At 61.1% G+C, this 18,390-nt stretch carries 16 protein-coding genes; 7 read left to right on the top strand and 9 right to left on the bottom strand.

Going from position 1 to position 18,390, the window contains the following annotated elements; all coding sequences use genetic code 11:
• Positions 1-5 precede the first annotated feature (5 nt).
• The gene (locus DT594_RS12605; protein ID WP_149332988.1) at positions 6-683 is read right to left on the bottom strand and encodes a type 1 glutamine amidotransferase domain-containing protein; all 678 of its coding nucleotides are present in this window, start codon (positions 681-683) and stop codon (positions 6-8) included.
• Between the two features lie 83 nt (positions 684-766).
• On the opposite strand from DT594_RS12605, the gene DT594_RS12600 reads away from it, so the two are divergent.
• The 4 genes from DT594_RS12600 to DT594_RS12585 all read left to right on the top strand — a co-directional run bounded on the left by DT594_RS12600 (position 767) and on the right by DT594_RS12585 (position 4,410).
• Positions 767-1,510: a 5-oxoprolinase subunit PxpA gene (locus tag DT594_RS12600; RefSeq protein WP_149332987.1), complete on the top strand. Its 744-nt coding sequence runs from the start codon at positions 767-769 to the stop codon at positions 1,508-1,510.
• Entirely contained in the window at positions 1,507-2,214 is a 708-nt protein-coding gene (gene pxpB, locus DT594_RS12595; protein WP_149332986.1) for a 5-oxoprolinase subunit PxpB, read from the top strand. The genes DT594_RS12600 and pxpB overlap by 4 nt, the downstream gene beginning before the upstream one ends.
• Entirely contained in the window at positions 2,211-3,155 is a 945-nt protein-coding gene (locus tag DT594_RS12590) for a 5-oxoprolinase subunit C family protein (RefSeq protein WP_149332985.1), read from the top strand. The genes pxpB and DT594_RS12590 overlap by 4 nt, the downstream gene beginning before the upstream one ends.
• Positions 3,156-3,342: 187 nt before the next feature.
• Positions 3,343-4,410 (top strand): BMP family ABC transporter substrate-binding protein, encoded by a 1,068-nt coding sequence (locus tag DT594_RS12585; protein WP_149332984.1) that lies wholly within the window; start codon positions 3,343-3,345, stop codon positions 4,408-4,410.
• A 65-nt stretch (positions 4,411-4,475) separates the two neighbouring features.
• Here the strand turns inward: DT594_RS12585 and DT594_RS12580 are convergent, their stop codons facing one another.
• Complete coding sequence (locus DT594_RS12580; protein ID WP_149332983.1) at positions 4,476-5,834, bottom strand: amidohydrolase family protein; 1,359 nt, start codon at positions 5,832-5,834, stop codon at positions 4,476-4,478.
• A 546-nt stretch (positions 5,835-6,380) separates the two neighbouring features.
• Here DT594_RS12580 and DT594_RS12575 point away from each other — a divergent pair.
• Entirely contained in the window at positions 6,381-7,400 is a 1,020-nt protein-coding gene (locus DT594_RS12575) for an isopenicillin N synthase family dioxygenase (RefSeq protein WP_149332982.1), read from the top strand.
• Positions 7,401-7,448: 48 nt separating this feature from the next.
• Here the strand turns inward: DT594_RS12575 and DT594_RS12570 are convergent, their stop codons facing one another.
• The 7 genes from DT594_RS12570 to xdhA are packed head-to-tail and all read right to left on the bottom strand — an operon-like array spanning position 7,449 to position 15,525.
• Positions 7,449-8,648 (bottom strand): urate hydroxylase PuuD, encoded by a 1,200-nt coding sequence (locus DT594_RS12570; RefSeq protein ID WP_149332981.1) that lies wholly within the window; start codon positions 8,646-8,648, stop codon positions 7,449-7,451.
• Entirely contained in the window at positions 8,629-10,002 is a 1,374-nt protein-coding gene (gene guaD / locus DT594_RS12565; RefSeq protein WP_149332980.1) for a guanine deaminase, read from the bottom strand. Before guaD ends, DT594_RS12570 begins: the two co-directional genes overlap by 20 nt.
• Positions 10,002-10,346: a hydroxyisourate hydrolase gene (gene uraH, locus DT594_RS12560; RefSeq protein ID WP_149332979.1), complete on the bottom strand. Its 345-nt coding sequence runs from the start codon at positions 10,344-10,346 to the stop codon at positions 10,002-10,004. Before uraH ends, guaD begins: the two co-directional genes overlap by 1 nt.
• Positions 10,343-10,843, bottom strand: a complete 501-nt coding sequence (gene uraD, locus DT594_RS12555) for a 2-oxo-4-hydroxy-4-carboxy-5-ureidoimidazoline decarboxylase (protein WP_149332978.1) — start codon at positions 10,841-10,843, stop codon at positions 10,343-10,345. Before uraD ends, uraH begins: the two co-directional genes overlap by 4 nt.
• Entirely contained in the window at positions 10,840-11,709 is an 870-nt protein-coding gene (xdhC, locus tag DT594_RS12550) for a xanthine dehydrogenase accessory protein XdhC (protein WP_149332977.1), read from the bottom strand. Before xdhC ends, uraD begins: the two co-directional genes overlap by 4 nt.
• Positions 11,694-14,063 (bottom strand): xanthine dehydrogenase molybdopterin binding subunit, encoded by a 2,370-nt coding sequence (gene xdhB / locus DT594_RS12545; protein ID WP_149332976.1) that lies wholly within the window; start codon positions 14,061-14,063, stop codon positions 11,694-11,696. The genes xdhC and xdhB overlap by 16 nt, the downstream gene beginning before the upstream one ends.
• Complete coding sequence (gene xdhA / locus DT594_RS12540; RefSeq protein ID WP_149332975.1) at positions 14,056-15,525, bottom strand: xanthine dehydrogenase small subunit; 1,470 nt, start codon at positions 15,523-15,525, stop codon at positions 14,056-14,058. Before xdhA ends, xdhB begins: the two co-directional genes overlap by 8 nt.
• A gap of 238 nt (positions 15,526-15,763) precedes the next feature.
• Here xdhA and DT594_RS12535 point away from each other — a divergent pair, with 238 nt between their 5' ends.
• Complete coding sequence (locus tag DT594_RS12535) at positions 15,764-17,314, top strand: ABC transporter ATP-binding protein (protein WP_149332974.1); 1,551 nt, start codon at positions 15,764-15,766, stop codon at positions 17,312-17,314.
• Positions 17,301-18,389, top strand: coding sequence for an ABC transporter permease (locus DT594_RS12530; protein WP_149332973.1), 1,089 nt, complete (start codon positions 17,301-17,303; stop codon positions 18,387-18,389). The genes DT594_RS12535 and DT594_RS12530 overlap by 14 nt, the downstream gene beginning before the upstream one ends.
• Position 18,390: the final 1 nt, after the last annotated feature.

Raw genomic sequence — 18,390 nt, 5'->3', positions numbered from 1 at the left:
GCGGTTTACTGCAGCAGCTTGAGCAGCGCCTTGGCCGCCTCTTCCGAGGAGCCAGGGTTCTGCCCGGTAACCAGCTTGCCGTCCACGCGCACGTACGACGCCCAGTCATCACCCTTGCTGTAGTTCCCGCCCTTTTCCTTGAGGCTGTCTTCGAGCAGGAAAGGTACGACATCGGTCAGGCCCACTGCCTCTTCTTCAGAGTTGGTGAAACCGGTCACCTGACGGCCTTTGACCAAGGCTTCGCCATCAGTACCGCGGGCATTGAGCAATACGGCAGGGGCGTGGCACACCGCACCGACCGGCTTATCCGCCAGCACAAAGGCTTCGATCAGCGCGATGGAATGACTGTCGTGGGTCAGATCCCACAGCGGGCCATGGCCGCCAGGATAGAACACCGCGTCAAAAAAGCTTGCCGATACGTCCGCCAGCGGCAGCGTAGAGGCCAGCTGTTTCTGCGCCAGCTCGTCTGACTTGAAGCGCTTGGTCGCTTCTGTCTGCGCGTCCGGCTCATCGCTCTTCGGATCCAGCGGCGGCTGCCCGCCTTTGGGCGAGGCCAGCACCACTTGCGCTCCGGCATCCTTGAGCACGTAATAGGGGGCGGCAAACTCTTCCAGCCAGAAGCCGGTCTTGTTGCCCGTATCGCCCAGTTCATCGTGGGAGGTGAGTACCATCAGAATCTTCATTGCGTACCTCGTATGTTACTGCGGCATGTGGCTGTTGGACTGGAACTCCGGTAATTTGTTCAGCATCAGCGAGGAGCGGATGTGTGAAAAAATTACTGCTTAACTGCGACATGGGCGAAAGCTTTGGCGCCTGGACCATGGGCCTGGATGACCAGGTCATGCCGCATGTCGACTGCGCCAATATCGCCTGCGGCTTCCATGCCTCGGACCCCGGCGTGATGCGCAAAACGGTAGGTCTGGCACTGACCCATGGCGTACGCATCGGCGCGCATCCAGCCTACCCGGATCTGGCCGGCTTCGGCCGACGTTCCATGCAGTGTAGTCCACAGGAAGTGACTGACATGCTGCATTATCAGATAGGTGCGCTGGACGGTATTTGCCGCGCCCAGGGCGGGCAGGTGAGCTACGTCAAACCACATGGCGCGCTGTATAACGACATGATGCAGAACCCTGAGCTGCTGCGCACCGTGATGCAGGCCGTTCGCGCTTATGATCCGGCAATGCCGCTGATGCTGCTGGCTCGCCGCGACAACCAGCCGGCCCGCGATCTGGCCAGCGAATGTGGTATCGAGCTGCTGTTTGAAGCCTTTGCCGATCGTGCCTATGACCGCGAGGGCTATCTGGTAGCCCGCTCGCAACCCGGCGCGGTGCTGCACGACACCGAACAGGTCGTGGCGCAAGCCTTGAAACTCGCCAGCGGTCAGGCGCTGACAGTAAGCGATGGCAGCGAATTGCGGTTGGATGCCGATACTCTGTGTGTTCACGGAGACAACCCCGCCGCGGTAGAGGCGGTCAAACAGATTCGGGCCGCGCTTGGTCGGCTATGAAACTGCGTGTAGAAATTGCCGCCCTGGACGTGCTGACCCTGCGGTTATTCGATGAAATTGACGAAACCAATATGCCCTGGCTTATCACTGCCGGCGAACAACTACGCGCCCAGTTCGGCGATCATCTGGTCGATCTGGTGCCGTCCTACACCACGCTGATGCTGCACTACAACGGCCAGCAACTCACTGAAGCCGAAGCCCTGCGACGCGTGCACGCCGCGCTGGATAACTTGCAGCCTGCCAGCACGGCAGCTCAAGGCCAGCTGCACCAAATCGAGGTCTGGTATGACCCTAGCGTGGGTCCGGACTTGCCACGCCTGGCGCAACTCAGTGGCCTAAGCATCGGCGACGTAATCAACAGACACGGCGCGCGCGATTACAGCGTATTTGCCCTGGGCTTTGTGCCCGGCTTTGCCTATATGGGCCTGGTCGAGCCCGAGCTGGCCGCGCCACGCCTGAGTACCCCACGCCAGAAAGTGCCGGCGGGCAGCGTCGGTATTGCCGAACGCCAGACGGCGGTCTATCCACTGCTCTCACCGGGCGGCTGGAATCTGCTGGGACGCACAGCAAGCCGGCTATTCGATCCGCAACGCGAAGGCTACAGCCTGCTCAAACCCGGTGACCGAGTACGTTTCGTCGCCATTGATCGCGAGACCTTTATCGACCAGGGTGGCGATGTCACGCCAATGGCGGCCGAGCAATGAGCGGACTGAAGATCGAAAAGACCCTGGGCCTGGCGCAACTGCAGGACCAGGGAAGATTCGGCGTACGGCATCTGGGCGTCACCCAGGGCGGCGCACTGGACTGGGTAGCCGCGGGCTGGGCCAACCGGCTGCTGGGCAATGATGCTGACTGTGCGCTGCTGGAAATACCCTTTGGCGGCGTGAGCCTGCTGTGTCAGCAGCACACCACTCTGGCGCTGACCGGTGCGGACTTGCAGGCGACTTTGGATGGTCGTCCAGTGGCTGCCTGGCAGAGCTTCCAGGTGGCGCCGAACCAGACCCTGATTCTTGGCCCACCCCGCAGCGGAGCCCGCGGCTACCTGGCGGCGCCCGGCGGATTCACCGCGCCGCTGGTATTGAATTCACGCAGCGAAGTCCGCCGCGAACAGCTCGGCGGCTTGCATGCCGATGGCAGCCCGTTACGGCCCGGCGATCTGCTGCAATGTGGGAGCGCCAAACCCGTGCCTGCCGCAGTGCCACAGCAACATGTACCCGACTACCTGGCACCCGCTTGCCTGGACGTGATCCTTGGCGCCCAGATCGCGCTGTTCAGCGGTCAGAGCCTGTTTGATCTGTTCAACCAGACCTGGCAGGTAGATCAACGTGCCGACCGCATGGGTTTACGCTTGCTCGGCAAGACGCTGCGCTATCAAGGCCCGCCCATCATCTCCGAAGGTATCCCGCTGGGTGCGATCCAGGTACCCGCCGATGGCCAGCCGATCATTCTGCTCAACGACCGCCAGACCATCGGTGGCTACCCGCGCCTCGGCGCACTGACCCCCGCCAGCGTGGCGCGGCTAGGGCAATGTGCGCCGGGCCAACAACTGACGTTTAAACCCGCCACTCGCGCCAAAGCACGCAGCCAGCAACTCGCCCTGCACAACGCTATCCAGACCACCTTGCTGGTGCAGCGCGAGATTTGATGCTCCGCCATCGTGCACGGATCGCCAAAGCCTGGGGTTTCATGCTCAAGCCAAGCCGCCAGAACTCGCCTATCTAACCGCTTTGCAAATTTCCTGAACAAATGGCCAGCTTTTTGCTGTGAATAGACAGGCGCGCTCGACAGCGGAAGCGGGCGGCTCTCAATTACCTATCCCAGGAGAAGTATCCATGAGTTTTAAACGCAGTCTGGCCCTGGCGGCAACCCTCACCCTGTCGGCACAGGCCATGGCAGATGATCCATTGAAAGTCGGCTTTGTGTATGTCGGGCCCATTGGCGATCACGGCTGGAGCTACCAGCACGACCAGGGTCGCCTGGCCATGGAAGAACACTTTGGTGACAAGGTGCAGACCACCTATGTGGAAAACGTCAACGAGGGCGCTGACGCTGAACGCACCATTCGCCGACTGGCCCAGGCTGGCAACGATCTGATTTTCACCACCTCGTTCGGTTTCATGAACCCCACTGCGCGGGTGGCAGCTGACTATCCGGACAAGACTTTCCTGCACGCCACCGGCTACAAGCAGGCCGAGAATCTGGGCACCTACCTGTCCGTTACCTATGAAGGCCGCTATGTCACTGGCGCAGCCGCCGGCATGGTGACCGAATCCGACACCATCGGCTATATCGCCTCCTTCCCGATCCCGGAAGTGATCCGCGACATCAATGCGGTGTACCTGGGCGCGCGCTCGGTGAATCCCGATATCAAGATCAAGGTGATCTGGGCCAACACCTGGTTCGATCCAGCCAAGGAAGCCGATGCGGCTAATACTCTGATGGATCAGGGCGCGGACGTGATCGTGCAGCATACGGACAGTCCGGCACCGCTGCTGGCCGCAGAAAAGCGTGGCCACTGGGGCGTCGGCCAGGCATCGGACATGAGTCACTTCGGTCCCAAGGCGCACCTGTTGTCGGTAGTCAACGACTGGGCTCCCTATTACATCGACACCGTGGACAAAGTCATGGCTGGCACCTGGGAATCCGGTGACTATTGGGGTGGTATTGGCGATGACGTGATCAAGATCGTCGCGGTGAATGAGAGTCTGACCGACGAGCAGCGCAGCAAGATTGACGAACTGACCAAGGCAATCGGCAGTGGCGAACTGCATCCGTTCACCGGCCCGCTGAACAATCAGGCGGGTGAACTCAAGGTGCCGGAAGGCACGACCATGACCCGCGAAGAGCTCGCTGGCATGAACTGGTATGTGGAGGGTATAGACGCGACCATTCCCCAATAAGCAAACTGTGTTGGCAAACGACCCGGACACGTCCGGGTCTTTTTTTGCCTGCGTCTCAGTGCTGCTCAGGCACGCAATAACTGCTGTACCGACTCCTGCACGCGCGTGGTCAACTCCGCTTCATCCAGGCCCTGAATATCGCCGTCACTGATTGCCGGCTTGCCTTGGATAAAGCTGTACTTGATCGACACCGGTTCACCGCACATCAATGGCGCCAGGAGCGGGGTATGCACGCCAGCAAAGCGCGGCTGATGAATATCGTAAAGCACCAGGTCCGCCGCCATACCGACGCTCAGCTCGCCAACATCATGCAACCCGAGCAGCTGAGCACCATTGCGGCTACCCCAGGTCAGCACCTGTTCCAGAGTGGTAGCGGAGGGCCCGTGCAGGGCTCGATGCAGCAGCCAGGCCAGGTTCAGCTCCTGCAGCATGGATCCGGATTCGGCCGACGCCGAGCCGTCGACACCCAGGGTGATGCTGATGCCGGCCTGCTGCATGGCGATCACCGGCGCTACACCGCTGCCCAGACGGCAGTTGGAAGTAGGGCAGTGGGAAATGCGTGTGCCGGTCGCCGCCAGGCGCTCGATTGCATGCGCATCGCTATGTACCAGGTGCGCAAACCAGACTTCCTCGCCGAGCCAATCACAGCTCTCGGCGTGGTCTATTGCGCTCTTGCCGTATTTGGCCTGCGCCTGCTGCTGATCGAACCCCACCTCAAGCAGATGCGAATGCATACCCAGACCCATTTCCCGGGCGTAGCTGGCCTGAACGCGCAAGCCATCCGGCGAACTGGAATGGATCAGGCTGGTGGGCGCCACCACCAGTTTGCGCATCGCATCACCGGCGTTCTGATGGTAGCGGCCGCGGGTCTGCTCAAGCCGCTCGAGCACCTGATCCAGCGTTTCCGGGCGGATGCCATTGTCGATCATGCCCTGATGGCTACCCTGCTCGGTGGCCGTGCCGCGGCACAGCACCAGGCGCATGCCCAGTTCATCGGCCGCCTGCCAGACCGCATCTTCCAGCTCCGGGCTGGTGGTGTCGTGGTACAGGTAGTGATGGTCGGCGCAGGTAGTCGCCCCTGAGCGCAGCAGCTCATATAACCCCAGGCGTGCAGCGTGATACATCAGCTGCGGCGTGACCTTGGGCCAGAAGCGGTAGGGCACCGAACTCAGCCAGTCGCCCAGGCCCTGATTGAGTGCGGCGGGCACACCCTTCATTACTGACTGGGCCAGGTGATGATGGGTATTGACCAGCCCCGGCCAGACCACGCAGCCGCGAGCGTCGATCTGCGTCTCGGAATAATCGGTAGCGGGGCGCAGATCGCGGCCCATCTCGGTGATCCGCCCGTCACGGATACGGATATCCGTGGCATCGGACTGGCTCGGGGAAAATACGGCTTCGGCGTGTTTGATCAGATAAGCCACTGCGGTGCTCCTTTGGTGGTCAAAGAGCAATGTCCCGGGGCTGGCCCCTGACCGCTTCTACTCTGGTACGTTGGTTTCCGGTTGTTGAACCCCGACTTGACTCTGCAATTTTCTCACCAACCTCATGCCTGGTCCAAGCCGCCAAACAAGCGGCTAGAGGCGGTACGCAGATCGCCCTTATGAACAAAAGTGGTGCAGATGGTCGGTTTTTGCACGTCCGCAGTGCACTCGTGCAAAGCTAGATAAAAACGCGGTTGGCGGCGGCCCCGAGAGCGCCTGACATTCGTCGGGAAACGGCATCTTGGCGCGCTTCCTGCTTGATATTTATTGCAGGGTTACTATGCTCTGCACCTTGAGTAGAAGCTGTCAGGGGGCCAAACCCCAGGTCATTGCTCAGTTCATGGTCGGACGCTGTGCCAGGCACAACGACGGATCGGACTGACCTGCCAGCCCCGCTGACTCGCCTTCCGCCTTCCCGTGCCCTCCGATGCGTTCCGACCCTTTGTCTGCCTTGTGCTCAGCACGGGCATAACTTGGAGCATCATCATGACTGACAATACCGCTACGCCCGAATATGGCTTGAAAGAGCTGCAGCTGGAAACCACCTTTGGTGGCATGGGCCGCGAGACCAGCAAGGATATCCCGCTGATTGATCTCAGCGACTTCGACAATCGCCGCCAGGAAATTACCGAGCAGCTGTGGCAAGCCGCTACCGACGTCGGCTTTTTCCAGTTGGTCAATCACGGGCTGAAGCTGGATTCGGTACGCGACGCGTTCAAGCTCTCGGAAGCCTTCTTTTCCCTGCCCGCCGAGCAGAAACAGGCCTTCCCGCTGAAAAAGGGCCTGAATGCCGGTTGGGAATTCATGTCCCAGGTACGTCCTTCGACACGCACTGCCGATCAGAAGGAATCCTTTCAGATCACCCTGCCACATATGGATGATCTCTGGCCCAACCAGACGGTGGTGCCAGAATTTCACCGGGTAATGCTGGATTTTGAATACCGCGCCTGGCTACTGGGCATGCAGGTGTTGTCCTGCTTCGCCGAGCGCCTGGGTTTCGAGCGCGATTTTTTCACCCGGGCACACGATCGCCGCAAGCCGGATTACCAGAGCACCCTGCGTCTGCTGCACTACCTGGCCATGCCCGAGGAGTCCCAGGATGAAAGCCTGTGGCGCGCCGGTGCGCATACCGATTTCGATTGCCTGACCATGGTCTTTCAACAAGAAGGTCAGGGCGGCCTGCAAGTCAGCCCCGGCAAGGATGCCGAGGGCGCGGGTGACAATCGTGAATGGAGCAGCGTGATCCCGCGTGATGACATCATCACCTGCAATATCGGCGACATGCTGATGCGCTGGAGTGATGATCAGCTCAAATCCACCCTGCACCGCGTGCGCATGCCAAAACCCGGCGAGTACCGTGGCCCGCGCTACAGCCTGGCGTTCTTCTGCCAGGCCAACAAGGAAGTGATGATCCAGGGCCCCGCTGGCAAGTATCCACCCATCTCTGCTGCGGACTATCTGTTGCAGCGTATCCAGGCCAACTTTGCCGAGAAAAAAGCGGGCTAGGCCCCAGGTTCCTGCGAGCCTAGCCGGGCTCGCAGGAACCTGGAACAATCACTCCGCCTGTCTCAACCAAGCCCCCAACATATCGCGCTCTTCGCGTGTCATTCCGGTGGTATTGCCCAACGGCATATAGTCGGTTGCTACAGAGGCCTGATAGACCTGATCGGTGTGTTCCCTGAGTTGCTCCAGCGTGCCCAGCGAAATACCGGCGGGCGGCGCCTGGAAGGCCGGATGCGTCGGCCTATCCGCATGGCAACCCTGACAATGGGTTTCCACCAGCGCGGTAATGGCGATGTCGCTGACCTGCTCAGCATCGGCAGCCTGGCTGGCATCCGGGCGGCTTGGTGCCATCGCCCAGATCAATCCCAGCGTCAGCACCGCACTGATGACCAGGATTGATGGCCGGGTGATGCCCTGGTGGCGCAAATTGAAAAAGTGCCGGGCGAACGCGGTTATGAAACCGATGGCAGCCAGCACTGCCCAGCCATGCGCATGCCCATAGAACATCGGGTAGTGGTTGCTGATCATGATAAAAATGACCGGCAGGGTCAGGTAGTTATTATGCGTCGAACGCAGCTTGGCCCGCTCCGCCAGCAGTGCTACATGAGCATCCGGCTCCTCGCCTCGCTCAATCGCACCGACCAACGCGCGCTGGGCCGGAACGATGCCGAGAAACACGTTGGCGACCATGATGGTGCCAATTACCGCGCCCACATGGATGAAGGCTCCACGCCCGGCAAATACCTGGAACATGGCCCAGGACACGGCCACCAGAATAACGAACAACACCGCGCCGAAGGCCAGACCGTTGCGCGATAACGGACTGCGGATCAGCGCCTCGTAAATCAGCATTACGCCCACCAGCGTGCCCATGCCGACGGCAATGGCGCCACCGGTACTCAGCGCCAGCTTGCTGCTGTCGATCAGATAGCCCGGGTTGCCGAAGTAGTACACCGCAAACAGCAGTGCCATGCCGCTCATGAGGGTGCTGTAGGCTTCCCACTTGAACCAGTGCAGCTTGCGCGGCATCTGTTCCGGCCCCAACCGGTACTTGGCAACCTCGTAAATACCGCCACCATGGATCGCCCACAGATCGCCCTTGATGCCTTTCTGCTTTTTCCAGTCCGGCGGCTCGCGCAGGTGATTGTCCAGCCAGACAAAATAGAAAGAGGCGCCAATCCAGGCCACCCCGGCAATCACATGAAACCAACGAATTATCAGACTCAGCCAATCAGCCAGATACGCATGCATTGAGCGCAGCTCCTTCTACGGTATCGCGATCGTACCGGCACTGCCCGGCAATATAGGTGCGACGTATGGCCCGGTCGTCGCCAAGAATCATCAGATCGAACAGCATCCCCGACAGGTCCGAGTCGGGCGTGCTCTTGAGTTTAAGGATCGGCCCGGCGGCGCGGTCCAGCACCAGAAAATCGGCATATTTACCCGCCTGCAAATTGCCGGTCTGATCGGCCTGATGCAGCACTTCGGCATTGCCCAGCGTGGCCATGTAGAAGGCTTTCAGCGGGTTCAGCGACTGGCCGCGCAGTTGGCAGACCTTGTAGGCCTCGGCCATGGTCACCAGCATCGACAGACTGGTGCCGCCGCCGACATCGGAGGCCAGGCCCACCTGCACACCCGCATCGACAGCGCTGCGTAGATCGAACAGGCCGCTGCCCAGAAAGGTATTGGAGGTCGGACAAAAAGCGATGCGTGTACCGGTTTGCGCCAGACGTTGGCGATTCTCGTCGCTGATATGGATGCCATGCGCGAGCACACTGTGATCACCAAGCAGACCAAAGTGATCGTAGACGTCCAGATAGTCCTTTCGCTCGGGAAACAACTCCTTGATCCAGGCAATCTCGGCATGATTTTCCGCCCAGTGGGTCTGCATCAACACGCCTGGGCAGTCAGCCAGCAACTGCCCGGCATAACTCAACTGCTCCGCGGACGAGGTGGCGGCAAAGCGCGGGGTAATCGCGTAGCGCTGGCGACCTTTGCCGTGCCAGCGGTCAATCAGTTCGCGGCTTTCCCGGTAGCTGGCCTCAGCGGTGTCACGCAGGCCGTCGGGCGCGTTGGTGTCCATCATTACCTTGCCGGTGGTCAGCGCCATGTTGTAGCGATCGGACGCAGCAAAAAGCGCATCGGCAGACACCTGATGCGAGGTGGCAAATACCAGCCCGGAGGTGGTGCCGTGCGCCAGCAGCAGATCGAGAAACAGTTGTGATTGGCTGGCGGAAAATGCCTGATCGGCGAACCGCGATTCGGTCGGAAAGGTGTAGGTTTCCAGCCACTCCAGCAACTGCGTGCCGTAACTGGCCATGACCCGCAACTGCGGCATATGCACATGAGTGTCGATAAAGCCCGGTACGATCAGACTGTTCGGCCAATGCTCCACAGCGGTAGCGGCGGGTAGCACCGGCAACAGCTGCTCGGCCTCGCCAGTCGCCAACACGCGCCCACCTGCTACTACCAGCAGACCATCCTGCAGGTATTCATAACTGCCAGGGGCAGGTTTGCCCAAACCCGGATCAGCAAGAAAATGCAGTAAAGGACCGCGGAAAGCGCGGCAGCCGGGGGGAAAGACGGTGGGTTTGGAATCAGTCATTAGCTCCCCCGATAAGTCGAGTAGCCCCACTGATTCAACAGCAGTGGTACGTGATAGTGGACGTCGGCCTCGTCGAGGCAGAAGGCGATGGTCACCAAGGGATAGAAACAGCGCTTTTCCTGCTGCTGGAAATAACCCTGAGTGTCGAAGGTCAGACGGTAAGTGCCGGCATCAACCTTGAGCGGGAAGGCATCAAGAATACGGCCATCGGTATCGGTGCTGGCGCTGGCCAGCTCGCGCCAGCCGGTATCGGTCTGTTGTTCCAGGCGGACGCTGACCCCGGCGGCAGGCCGGCCGGAACCGAGATCAAGAATATGCGTGGTGATCTGACTGCGGGTGCTCATAGCAATTTATCCAATCGAATATGCGTTATTTTCGCCTGTTCGGCGGCGGCGATACGGATTTCCTCGGCGCGCTCATTGGGCAGGCGCGCTTCAAGCAACTCGAGCATCTGCTCAGCGGACTTGCCGGTGGCGCAGACAATAAAGATGAAACCGAATTTGGCGTAATAGGCATCATTGCCCTCTTTCAGCCTGTGCAACACGGCTTCGGACGCGACACGCGCGCCAGCCTGTTCGCCGCTGGCCATGGCTTCGGTACTTGCGTAACGTGCCTTCAGGCTTTTGATGTCGCCAATCTTCGGGTGGGCTTCAAAAGCCGCCAGCCAGTCACTTTCCATCAGGCTGGGCCATAAAGCTCGAGCGGATCCATGCAGCGCCTCGGGCGAAGCAAAAGGCCGTGCACCGACCATGCCACGCACCCAGGCTTCGGCTGCGCAGCAGTCGCGCATCAGCGTCTCCGCCTCGGCCTCGGGCATCTGATTGAATTGTTCCAGGGTCATGAATGCTCCGTTGTCTGGTTATCACTGTCTGCCCGCATCAGGCCGCGTAACTGTGGCCAGCTCACACCACGGCGCTGCAAGGGTGCGGCCGCCTGACTGCCGGCCAGCGTCAGCAGCTCGGCCATAATGGATACCGCGACTTCCATGGGTCGCTTGCCGGGCACGTCCTGGCGGCCTACCGGGCAACGAATGCATTCAATCTGTTGTGCACTGTGGCCACGGTGCTCCAGGCGCTTGCGGAAACGCTCGGCCTTGGTCTGCGAGCCGATCAAGCCAATGCTTAAAGCACTACCCGCATTGAGCAGTGCACGGCACAGCTCGTAATCCAGCTGATGGTTATGCGTCAGGATCAGCGCATGGGCGTTAGCGCAGAGGCTCGCAGCATCGCCCGCAGGGTCTTCGCTGAAATGCACATTGACGTTATCCGGTATCTCCTGTGGAAATCCGTCTTCACGCGAGTCGACCCAGGTGACCCGCCAGGGCAGTTGCCCCATGATAGTCATCAGCGCACGGGCGACATGCCCGGCACCGAACACCACCAGCCGGGCATCACTGCCACGCTGACCTTCCAGCAAAACACTGACGCTACCGCCGCAACACTGGCCCAGACTGGCGCCGAGCGGAAAATGCTCCATATGCGACTCGAAGCGCCCTGCGGCCAGCTGCTCGCGGGCACGGGCGATTACCTGATACTCAAGATGCCCGCCACCAATGGTGTCGTAACTGTGCTCACCGGTGACCACCATCTTGCTGGAGGGCTCACGCGGCACGGAGCCGGCTACGCCGAGAATGGTGACCAGCACATAGGGTTCGCCCTGACGCTCGCACTCGGCGACCGCCTGGTACCAAGTCATGCGATGCTGCATGGCTGTTCCTCCCGTTGTTGTGCGGCCCAGGCGCGCGTGACGTTCATTGCGGTCAACATGCGTTCGGGCGTGGCTGGCGTGTCCAGTGGTGGGCTGTAGCGATAATCCGCCAGGCTGGCGACCGCATCACGCAGGGCACTCCAGACCGAAATACCCAGCATCAGGGGTGGCTCGCCGACCGCCTTGGAGCGGAACACCGTGGATTCCGGATTCGGGCTGGAGGCCAGTAGCGTCACGCGCATGTCCGGTGGCGTATCCGACACAGCAGGGATCTTGTAGGTCGCCGGGCCAGTGGTCAGCAACTGACCGGTATCGCTGTACACCAGCTCCTCGGTGGTCAGCCAACCCATGCCCTGAATAAAACCGCCCTCGATCTGACCGATATCGATCTCCGGATTCAGCGACTGCCCGGCATCATGCAGAATGTCGGTGCGCAATACGCGGTACTCGCCGGTAAGCGTATCCACTACCACCTCGGAACAGGCCGCGCCATTGGCGTAATACAGGAACGGATGGCCCTGACCCTTCTCGTGGTCGTAATAGATCTTCGGTGTGGCATAGAAGCCGGTTGAAGACAGCGACACCCGTTGCATATAGGCGGTCTGGACGAACTTGGCCCAGTCGACCCGCTGATCGCCAGCCACCACCTGGTTGTTTTCGAAGCGCACCTCGCCCGGCTCACAAGCAAAGTGCTCGGCAGCAAACGCCACCAGCCCGGCCTTGATCTTTTCGCAGGCATCCAGCGCCGCCATACCGTTCAGGTCCGACCCCGAGGACGCGGCCGTGGGCGAGGTATTGGGCACCTTGTCAGTCCGTGTGGCCGAGACCTTGACCCGCGCCAGATCCACCTGAAAGGCCGAGGCCACGACCTGGGCAATTTTCACGTACAGCCCCTGGCCCATCTCGGTGCCGCCATGATTCAGGTGAATACTGCCGTCGGTGTAGATCAACACCAAAGCGCCAGCCTGGTTCAGGTGTTTGGCGGTAAAGGAGATACCAAACTTGATCGGCGTCAGCGCCAGGCCGCGCTTGAGTATCGGGCTCTTGCGGTTGAACGCGGTGATCTGCTGACGTCGCGCCTGGTAGTCGGAGCTGGCTTCCAGCTCATCGACCAGCCGCGGCAACAGATGCTGCTCGATGGTCTGGCCGTAATGGGTAGTATCGCGCCCTTCACGGTAGAGATTGCGCTTGCGCACCGTCAGCGGATCAAGTTGCAGGTAACGGGCGATATCGTCCATGGCCTGCTCGATAATCATCATGCCCTGCGGGCCGCCAAAACCACGGAAGGCCGTATTGGACACCGTATGGGTTTTGCAGCGGTGGCCGGTTACCCGCGCCTGATTGAGAAAATAGGCGTTGTCGGCATGGAACATCGCGCGGTCGACAATTGCATCAGACAGATCCGGTGAAAATCCGCAGCGCCCGGCGACCATCAAGTCCGCGCCGTGCAGCATACCGTCCTGATCAAAGCCGACATCATAGGTATTGAAAAAGTCATGGCGTTTGCCGGTCTGCACCATGTCATCCGCGCGTGACAACCGGTATTTCACCGGCTTGCCAGTCACATGAGCGAGCAGGGCGGCGACACAGGCCAGTGCCGCAGCCTGGGTTTCCTTGCCACCAAAGCCGCCGCCCATGCGTCGTACTTCCGCCTGGACTTCATGGATCGGCACGCCGAGCACTTCGGCCACCAGTTTCTGCACTTCAGAGGGATGCTGACTGGAGGTGTGCACGAACATGCCGCCATCCTCGGTCGGCTCGACCAGACAGGCCTGACCTTCCAGATAAAAATGCTCCTGCCCGCCAACGTTGAGTTGCCCACGCAAACGATGCGGTGCATCGGCCAGCGCCTGGTCCGGCTCGCCGCGCTGCTGGGTATGGCTGGGCCGCACATAGAAGGCCTTTTCCAGCGCTTCGGCGGTGGTCAGCACCGGTGGCAGCGGTTGGTACTCGACCTTGGCCAGACGCGCGGCCTTGCGCGCGGCATCGTGACTGATGGCAGCGACGGCGAAGATTGGCTGACCGATATGCTCAACAATCTCGCCCGCCAGCACCGGGTCACCCGGAAATACCGGTCCGATATCCGTATGCCCGGGTACATCGGCAACGGTGACCACGGCGATGACACCGGGGTAGCTGCGTACCGCGCTCAGGTCCATGTTCAGCACCCGCGCATGCGCCTGCTCACTGTGCCCGACAGCTGCATGCAGCAGGCCTTCCGGCTCCGGCAGGTCATCGATATAGCGCGCCTGACCGCGTACGTGCTTCCAGGCACTGTCGTGGTGGGCGTTATGTCCGGCTAGCCCGACGGGCTGCCCGGGGTGATTGGTCAGGGCTTCGGGAAGCTTACGCATAATCGGTCACCATCAGTTTGTCATCGCTGTCAGCGCCGGCACTGTATTCCAGCAACGCGCGGCGCAGCAGATTGCCGGCTACCTGCGCGCGGTACGCGGCCGAGGCACGCACGTCCGACATCGGGGAAAAATCGCTGGCCAGCGCAGCAATGGCATGGGAAATACTGACATCGTCAAAGGACGCACCGCGCAAAGCGGCTTCCGCTACACGCGCACGCTTGGGAGTGGCCGCCATGCCGCCATAGGCCAGACGGCAATCGATGATCTGCTCGCCGTCAAACTGGAACCAGAAGGCGCCCAGCACCGCAGAAATGTCATCATCCAAGCGCTTGGAGACCTTATAGATAAACAGCCGCTCGACTGCTGTCGATGCGTCTGACCGCGGCTCCGGCACCCGCACCGTACGAATGAATTCACCTGCGCGCAGAGCGGTCTTGCGGTAATCCAGGAAGAAGTCCTCCAACGCCAACCAGCGCGTCCCTTCAACGCTGTCGAGCTGAATCTGCGCGCCCAGCGCGATCAGCGGCGGTGGCATGTCGGCGATCGGAGAGGCGTTGCCAATATTGCCGCCCAGGGTGCCGCGATTGCGAATCTGCAGCGAGCCAAGGCGCTCCAGCATCGGGCCGAAGGCAGGCCAGCGGTCGTTCAGCACACTACCGGCGCGGCGATAGCTGACGGCGGCGCCAATACACAAACCTTCATCTGTGGTGTCGATGCGCTGCAGCTCCGGCACCTGCTCGGTGGAGACCAGATGCGGCAGCGTTTTCAGCTGCTGGGTAATTTCCAGAGCCAGATCGGTACTACCAGCCACCAGCCGCGCATCAGGCGACCCGGCCAGCAGGTCACGCAACTGCTCCAGGGTCACCGGGGCGTCGAAGCGTTTGCCCTGGGCATCTCGCAGGCTGGCTGCGGGGGTGTCCTTGACTGAGGGAACGGCCGCCTTCAGCAAGCCGCCGCCATCCCATTCCTGCACGCCGTTGACGATGGATCGCGTCGCCGCATCCATGATCGGCCGGTAACCGGTGCAGCGACACAGATTGCCCGACAGCGCTTCCAGCACCCGATGGCGATCACATGCCGGTTGCTTGGCTGCCTCATGATGCAGCGCTACCAGCGACATAATGATGCCTGGCGTACAGAAGCCGCATTGCGAACCATGACACTCGACCATGGCCGTCTGCACCGGATGCGCCGGCTCGCTCTGCAATGCGTCAATAGTCACCAGATGCTTGCCGTGCAGGCTGCCGATCAGGGCTATACAGCTGTTAACGCTCTGATAGCTCAAGCCATCCTGTTCCGATGGCGTACCCAGCATGACGGTACAAGCGCCACAATCGCCAGACGCACAACCTTCCTTGGTGCCGGTGAGCCGCATTTTGGTGCGCAGCCATTCGAGAATGCTCAGGTTTGGGTCAGCACTTTCCAGCGTCTGGGGCTGACCGTTCAGATGAAACTCAATCACAGTGTTCTCCGCGCTCTCTACTGTTAACCGTATTCCCCGGCGTTGGCCAATTCAGCCCAGCAAGCGCTGGCGCGGGGTTCGAGGTAGTGAATGCAAACAACTGCAAAAAGCTGACCACTTAGTCCATTTAAAAAATATTTAACGTTTCAGCTTATGTGGCAAGCAAATTGCTCATGGAGTAAATGTTGATTATTTGGTCAGTTTATTACACCTACGTTATTACACGCCGGGGATCGCAATGCTAGCGGCTGAACGCCTGAAACTGCAGAACATCGTCAAGCAATACCCCGGCTGCCGGGCGAATGACGGTGTCCAGCTGACCGTCAGCGCCGGCGAGATCCATGCGTTGCTGGGTGAAAACGGCGCCGGTAAGAGCACCTTGATGAAGATCATCTATGGTGTCATCCAGCCGGACGAGGGCTCTCTCACCTGGAATGGTCAGCCGCTGGTATTGCAGGGTCCGGCGCATGCGCGTGAGCTGGGCATCGGCATGGTATTCCAGCATTTTTCGCTATTCGACACCCTGACTGTAGCCGAGAACATTGCGCTTAGCCTGCCCGCCGCCGAAGCGCGCAACCGCGGCCGTCTGGACACGCGCATTCGCGAAGTCTCTGCCCATTACGGCATGACTCTCGACCCTCGTCGCTACGTCAACACCCTGTCCATTGGCGAGCGCCAGCGGGTAGAGATCGTCCGCTGCCTGATTCAGGAAAGCTCGCTGCTGATTCTTGATGAACCCACTTCCGTGCTTACACCGCAGGAAGTCGAGGTGCTGTTCCGTACGCTGCGGCAGCTGTCCAGCGAAGGCTGCAGCATTCTGTTTATCAGCCATAAACTGCAGGAAGTGCGCGATCTGTGCCACCGCGCCACGGTCTTGCGCCAGGGCCGGGTTACCGGTGAGTGCCGGCCCGCCGACGTATCCACCGATGACATAGCGCGAATGATGGTGGGCAACGATACGCCGCTGTCTACCCAGGTTGCTCCGGCCGAACCGGGTGAAACGCTGCTGACGCTGAAGGATCTCAGCTACGCCAGCCGCGACCCCTTTGGCACCAGCCTGGGCAACATCAACATGCAGCTGCGCGCCGGCGAAATCGTCGGCATCGCCGGGGTGGCCGGCAACGGTCAGGACGAGTTGCTGCGCGCGCTCTCCGGCGAAGTGCTGGTCGCCGCCGACAGCCTGCAGCTCGGCGGCATGCCGATTGGCCGCCGTGGTGCGGCCCAGCGCCGCCGCCTGGGTGTCGCCGTGGTGCCCGAGGAGCGTCTGGGGCGTGGCGCCGTGCCGGCAATGTCGCTGACCGAGAATACCCTGCTGACCGCCTACGACCGCGGGCTGGTCAAACGCGGCTTGCTCAAGGGCGGCAAGATCCGCGAGTTCGCCACGCGCATACGCGAGCAGTTCGGGGTGCGCTGCAGCGGTATCGACAGCCCGGCGGCCAGCCTGTCCGGGGGTAACCTGCAGAAATTCATCATCGGCCGCGAAGCCTTGCAGGAGCCACGCCTGTTGGTCGCCTCGCATCCGACCTGGGGTGTGGATGTCGGCTCGGCCGTGGCGATCCACGAGGCGCTCGTAGCGCTGCGTGACCAAGGCGCCGCCGTCCTGTTGATCTCTGAAGACCTCGATGAGCTCTACCAACTGTGCAACCGCATGGGTGCGATCTGCAGCGGCCGCCTGTCGCCGCTGGTGCCCACTGCGGAATTGAGTATCGAACAACTCGGCCAGTGGATGGCCGGTGACTTCCCAACGGGCGCAGCCCAGGACAAGGGGCCCACCCATGCTGTCGCTTGAACGCCGAGCCACCGATTCGCGGCTGATGCAGTGGGCCTCACCACTGCTGGCCCTGGTGCTGACCGTGATAACCGCGTTGGGTCTGTTTATGGCGCTGGGCAAAGATCCCATTGAAGGCCTGACGTTTTTCTTTCTGATCCCCCTGAGCGATGCCCATGGCTGGGCCGAACTGGGTCTGAAAATGGCGCCACTATTGCTCTGCGCCGCAGGCCTGACCATCTGCTACCGCGCAAAGCTGTGGAATATCGGTGCCGAGGGCCACTTTCTCATGGGCGCACTCTGGGCCTCGGTGGTGGCCCTGCAACTGACCGAACACGGCGGCTTCTGGGTATTGCCCGCCGTGCTGCTGGCCGGGGCAATCGCCGGAGCACTCTGGGCCTGGATCGCCGCGGTGCTGAAAACGCATTTTCACTGCAATGAAATTCTCACCACCATCATGCTCAACTACATTGCGCTGAACCTGCTGCTCTACACAGTGCACGGCCCGCTCAAGGACCCGATGGGCTTCGGCTTTCCGCAATCGGAAATGTTCGCCGCCGCCGCCCTGTTGCCCAAACTGATCCCCGACACGCGCCTGCATATCGGCCTGTTGTTCGCGCTGCTGGCCGCCGTGGTGGTGGGCGTGCTTTTTACCCGTACCTTCGTCGGCTTTCAACTCAAGGTGCTGGGTCAGGACACCCGCGCTGCTGCCTTTGCCGGGTTCGGCGCGCGGCGGCTGACCTGGCTGGCGTTTCTGCTGGCCGGCGCGATGGCCGGTCTGGCCGGCGCCTCCGAGGTCAGTGGGCCGATTGGCCAGTTGGTGCCTCAGGTGTCTCCCGGCTACGGCTACACCGCGATCATCGTGGTGTTCCTCGGCCGTATGCAGGCACTGGGCATTGTGCTGGCCAGTGCGCTGCTGGCGCTGACGTTCATGGGCGGCGAGATGCTGCAGATCGCGATGAACCTGCCCAAGGCGATTACCGGGCTGTTTCAAGGGCTGCTGCTGTTCTATCTGCTGACCTGTGACGCCTTTATCCATTATCGCCTGCGGCTGCGCCGACCGCTGGCTGCTGCTACAACCGGGCAGGAGGCCTGAT

The organism is Halopseudomonas laoshanensis (genome assembly GCF_008365385.1).
GTDB lineage: Bacteria > Pseudomonadota > Gammaproteobacteria > Pseudomonadales > Pseudomonadaceae > Halopseudomonas > Halopseudomonas laoshanensis.
The sequence above is the reverse complement of the archived record's forward strand: the minus strand, read 5'-3'. Positions and strand labels throughout refer to the sequence as shown.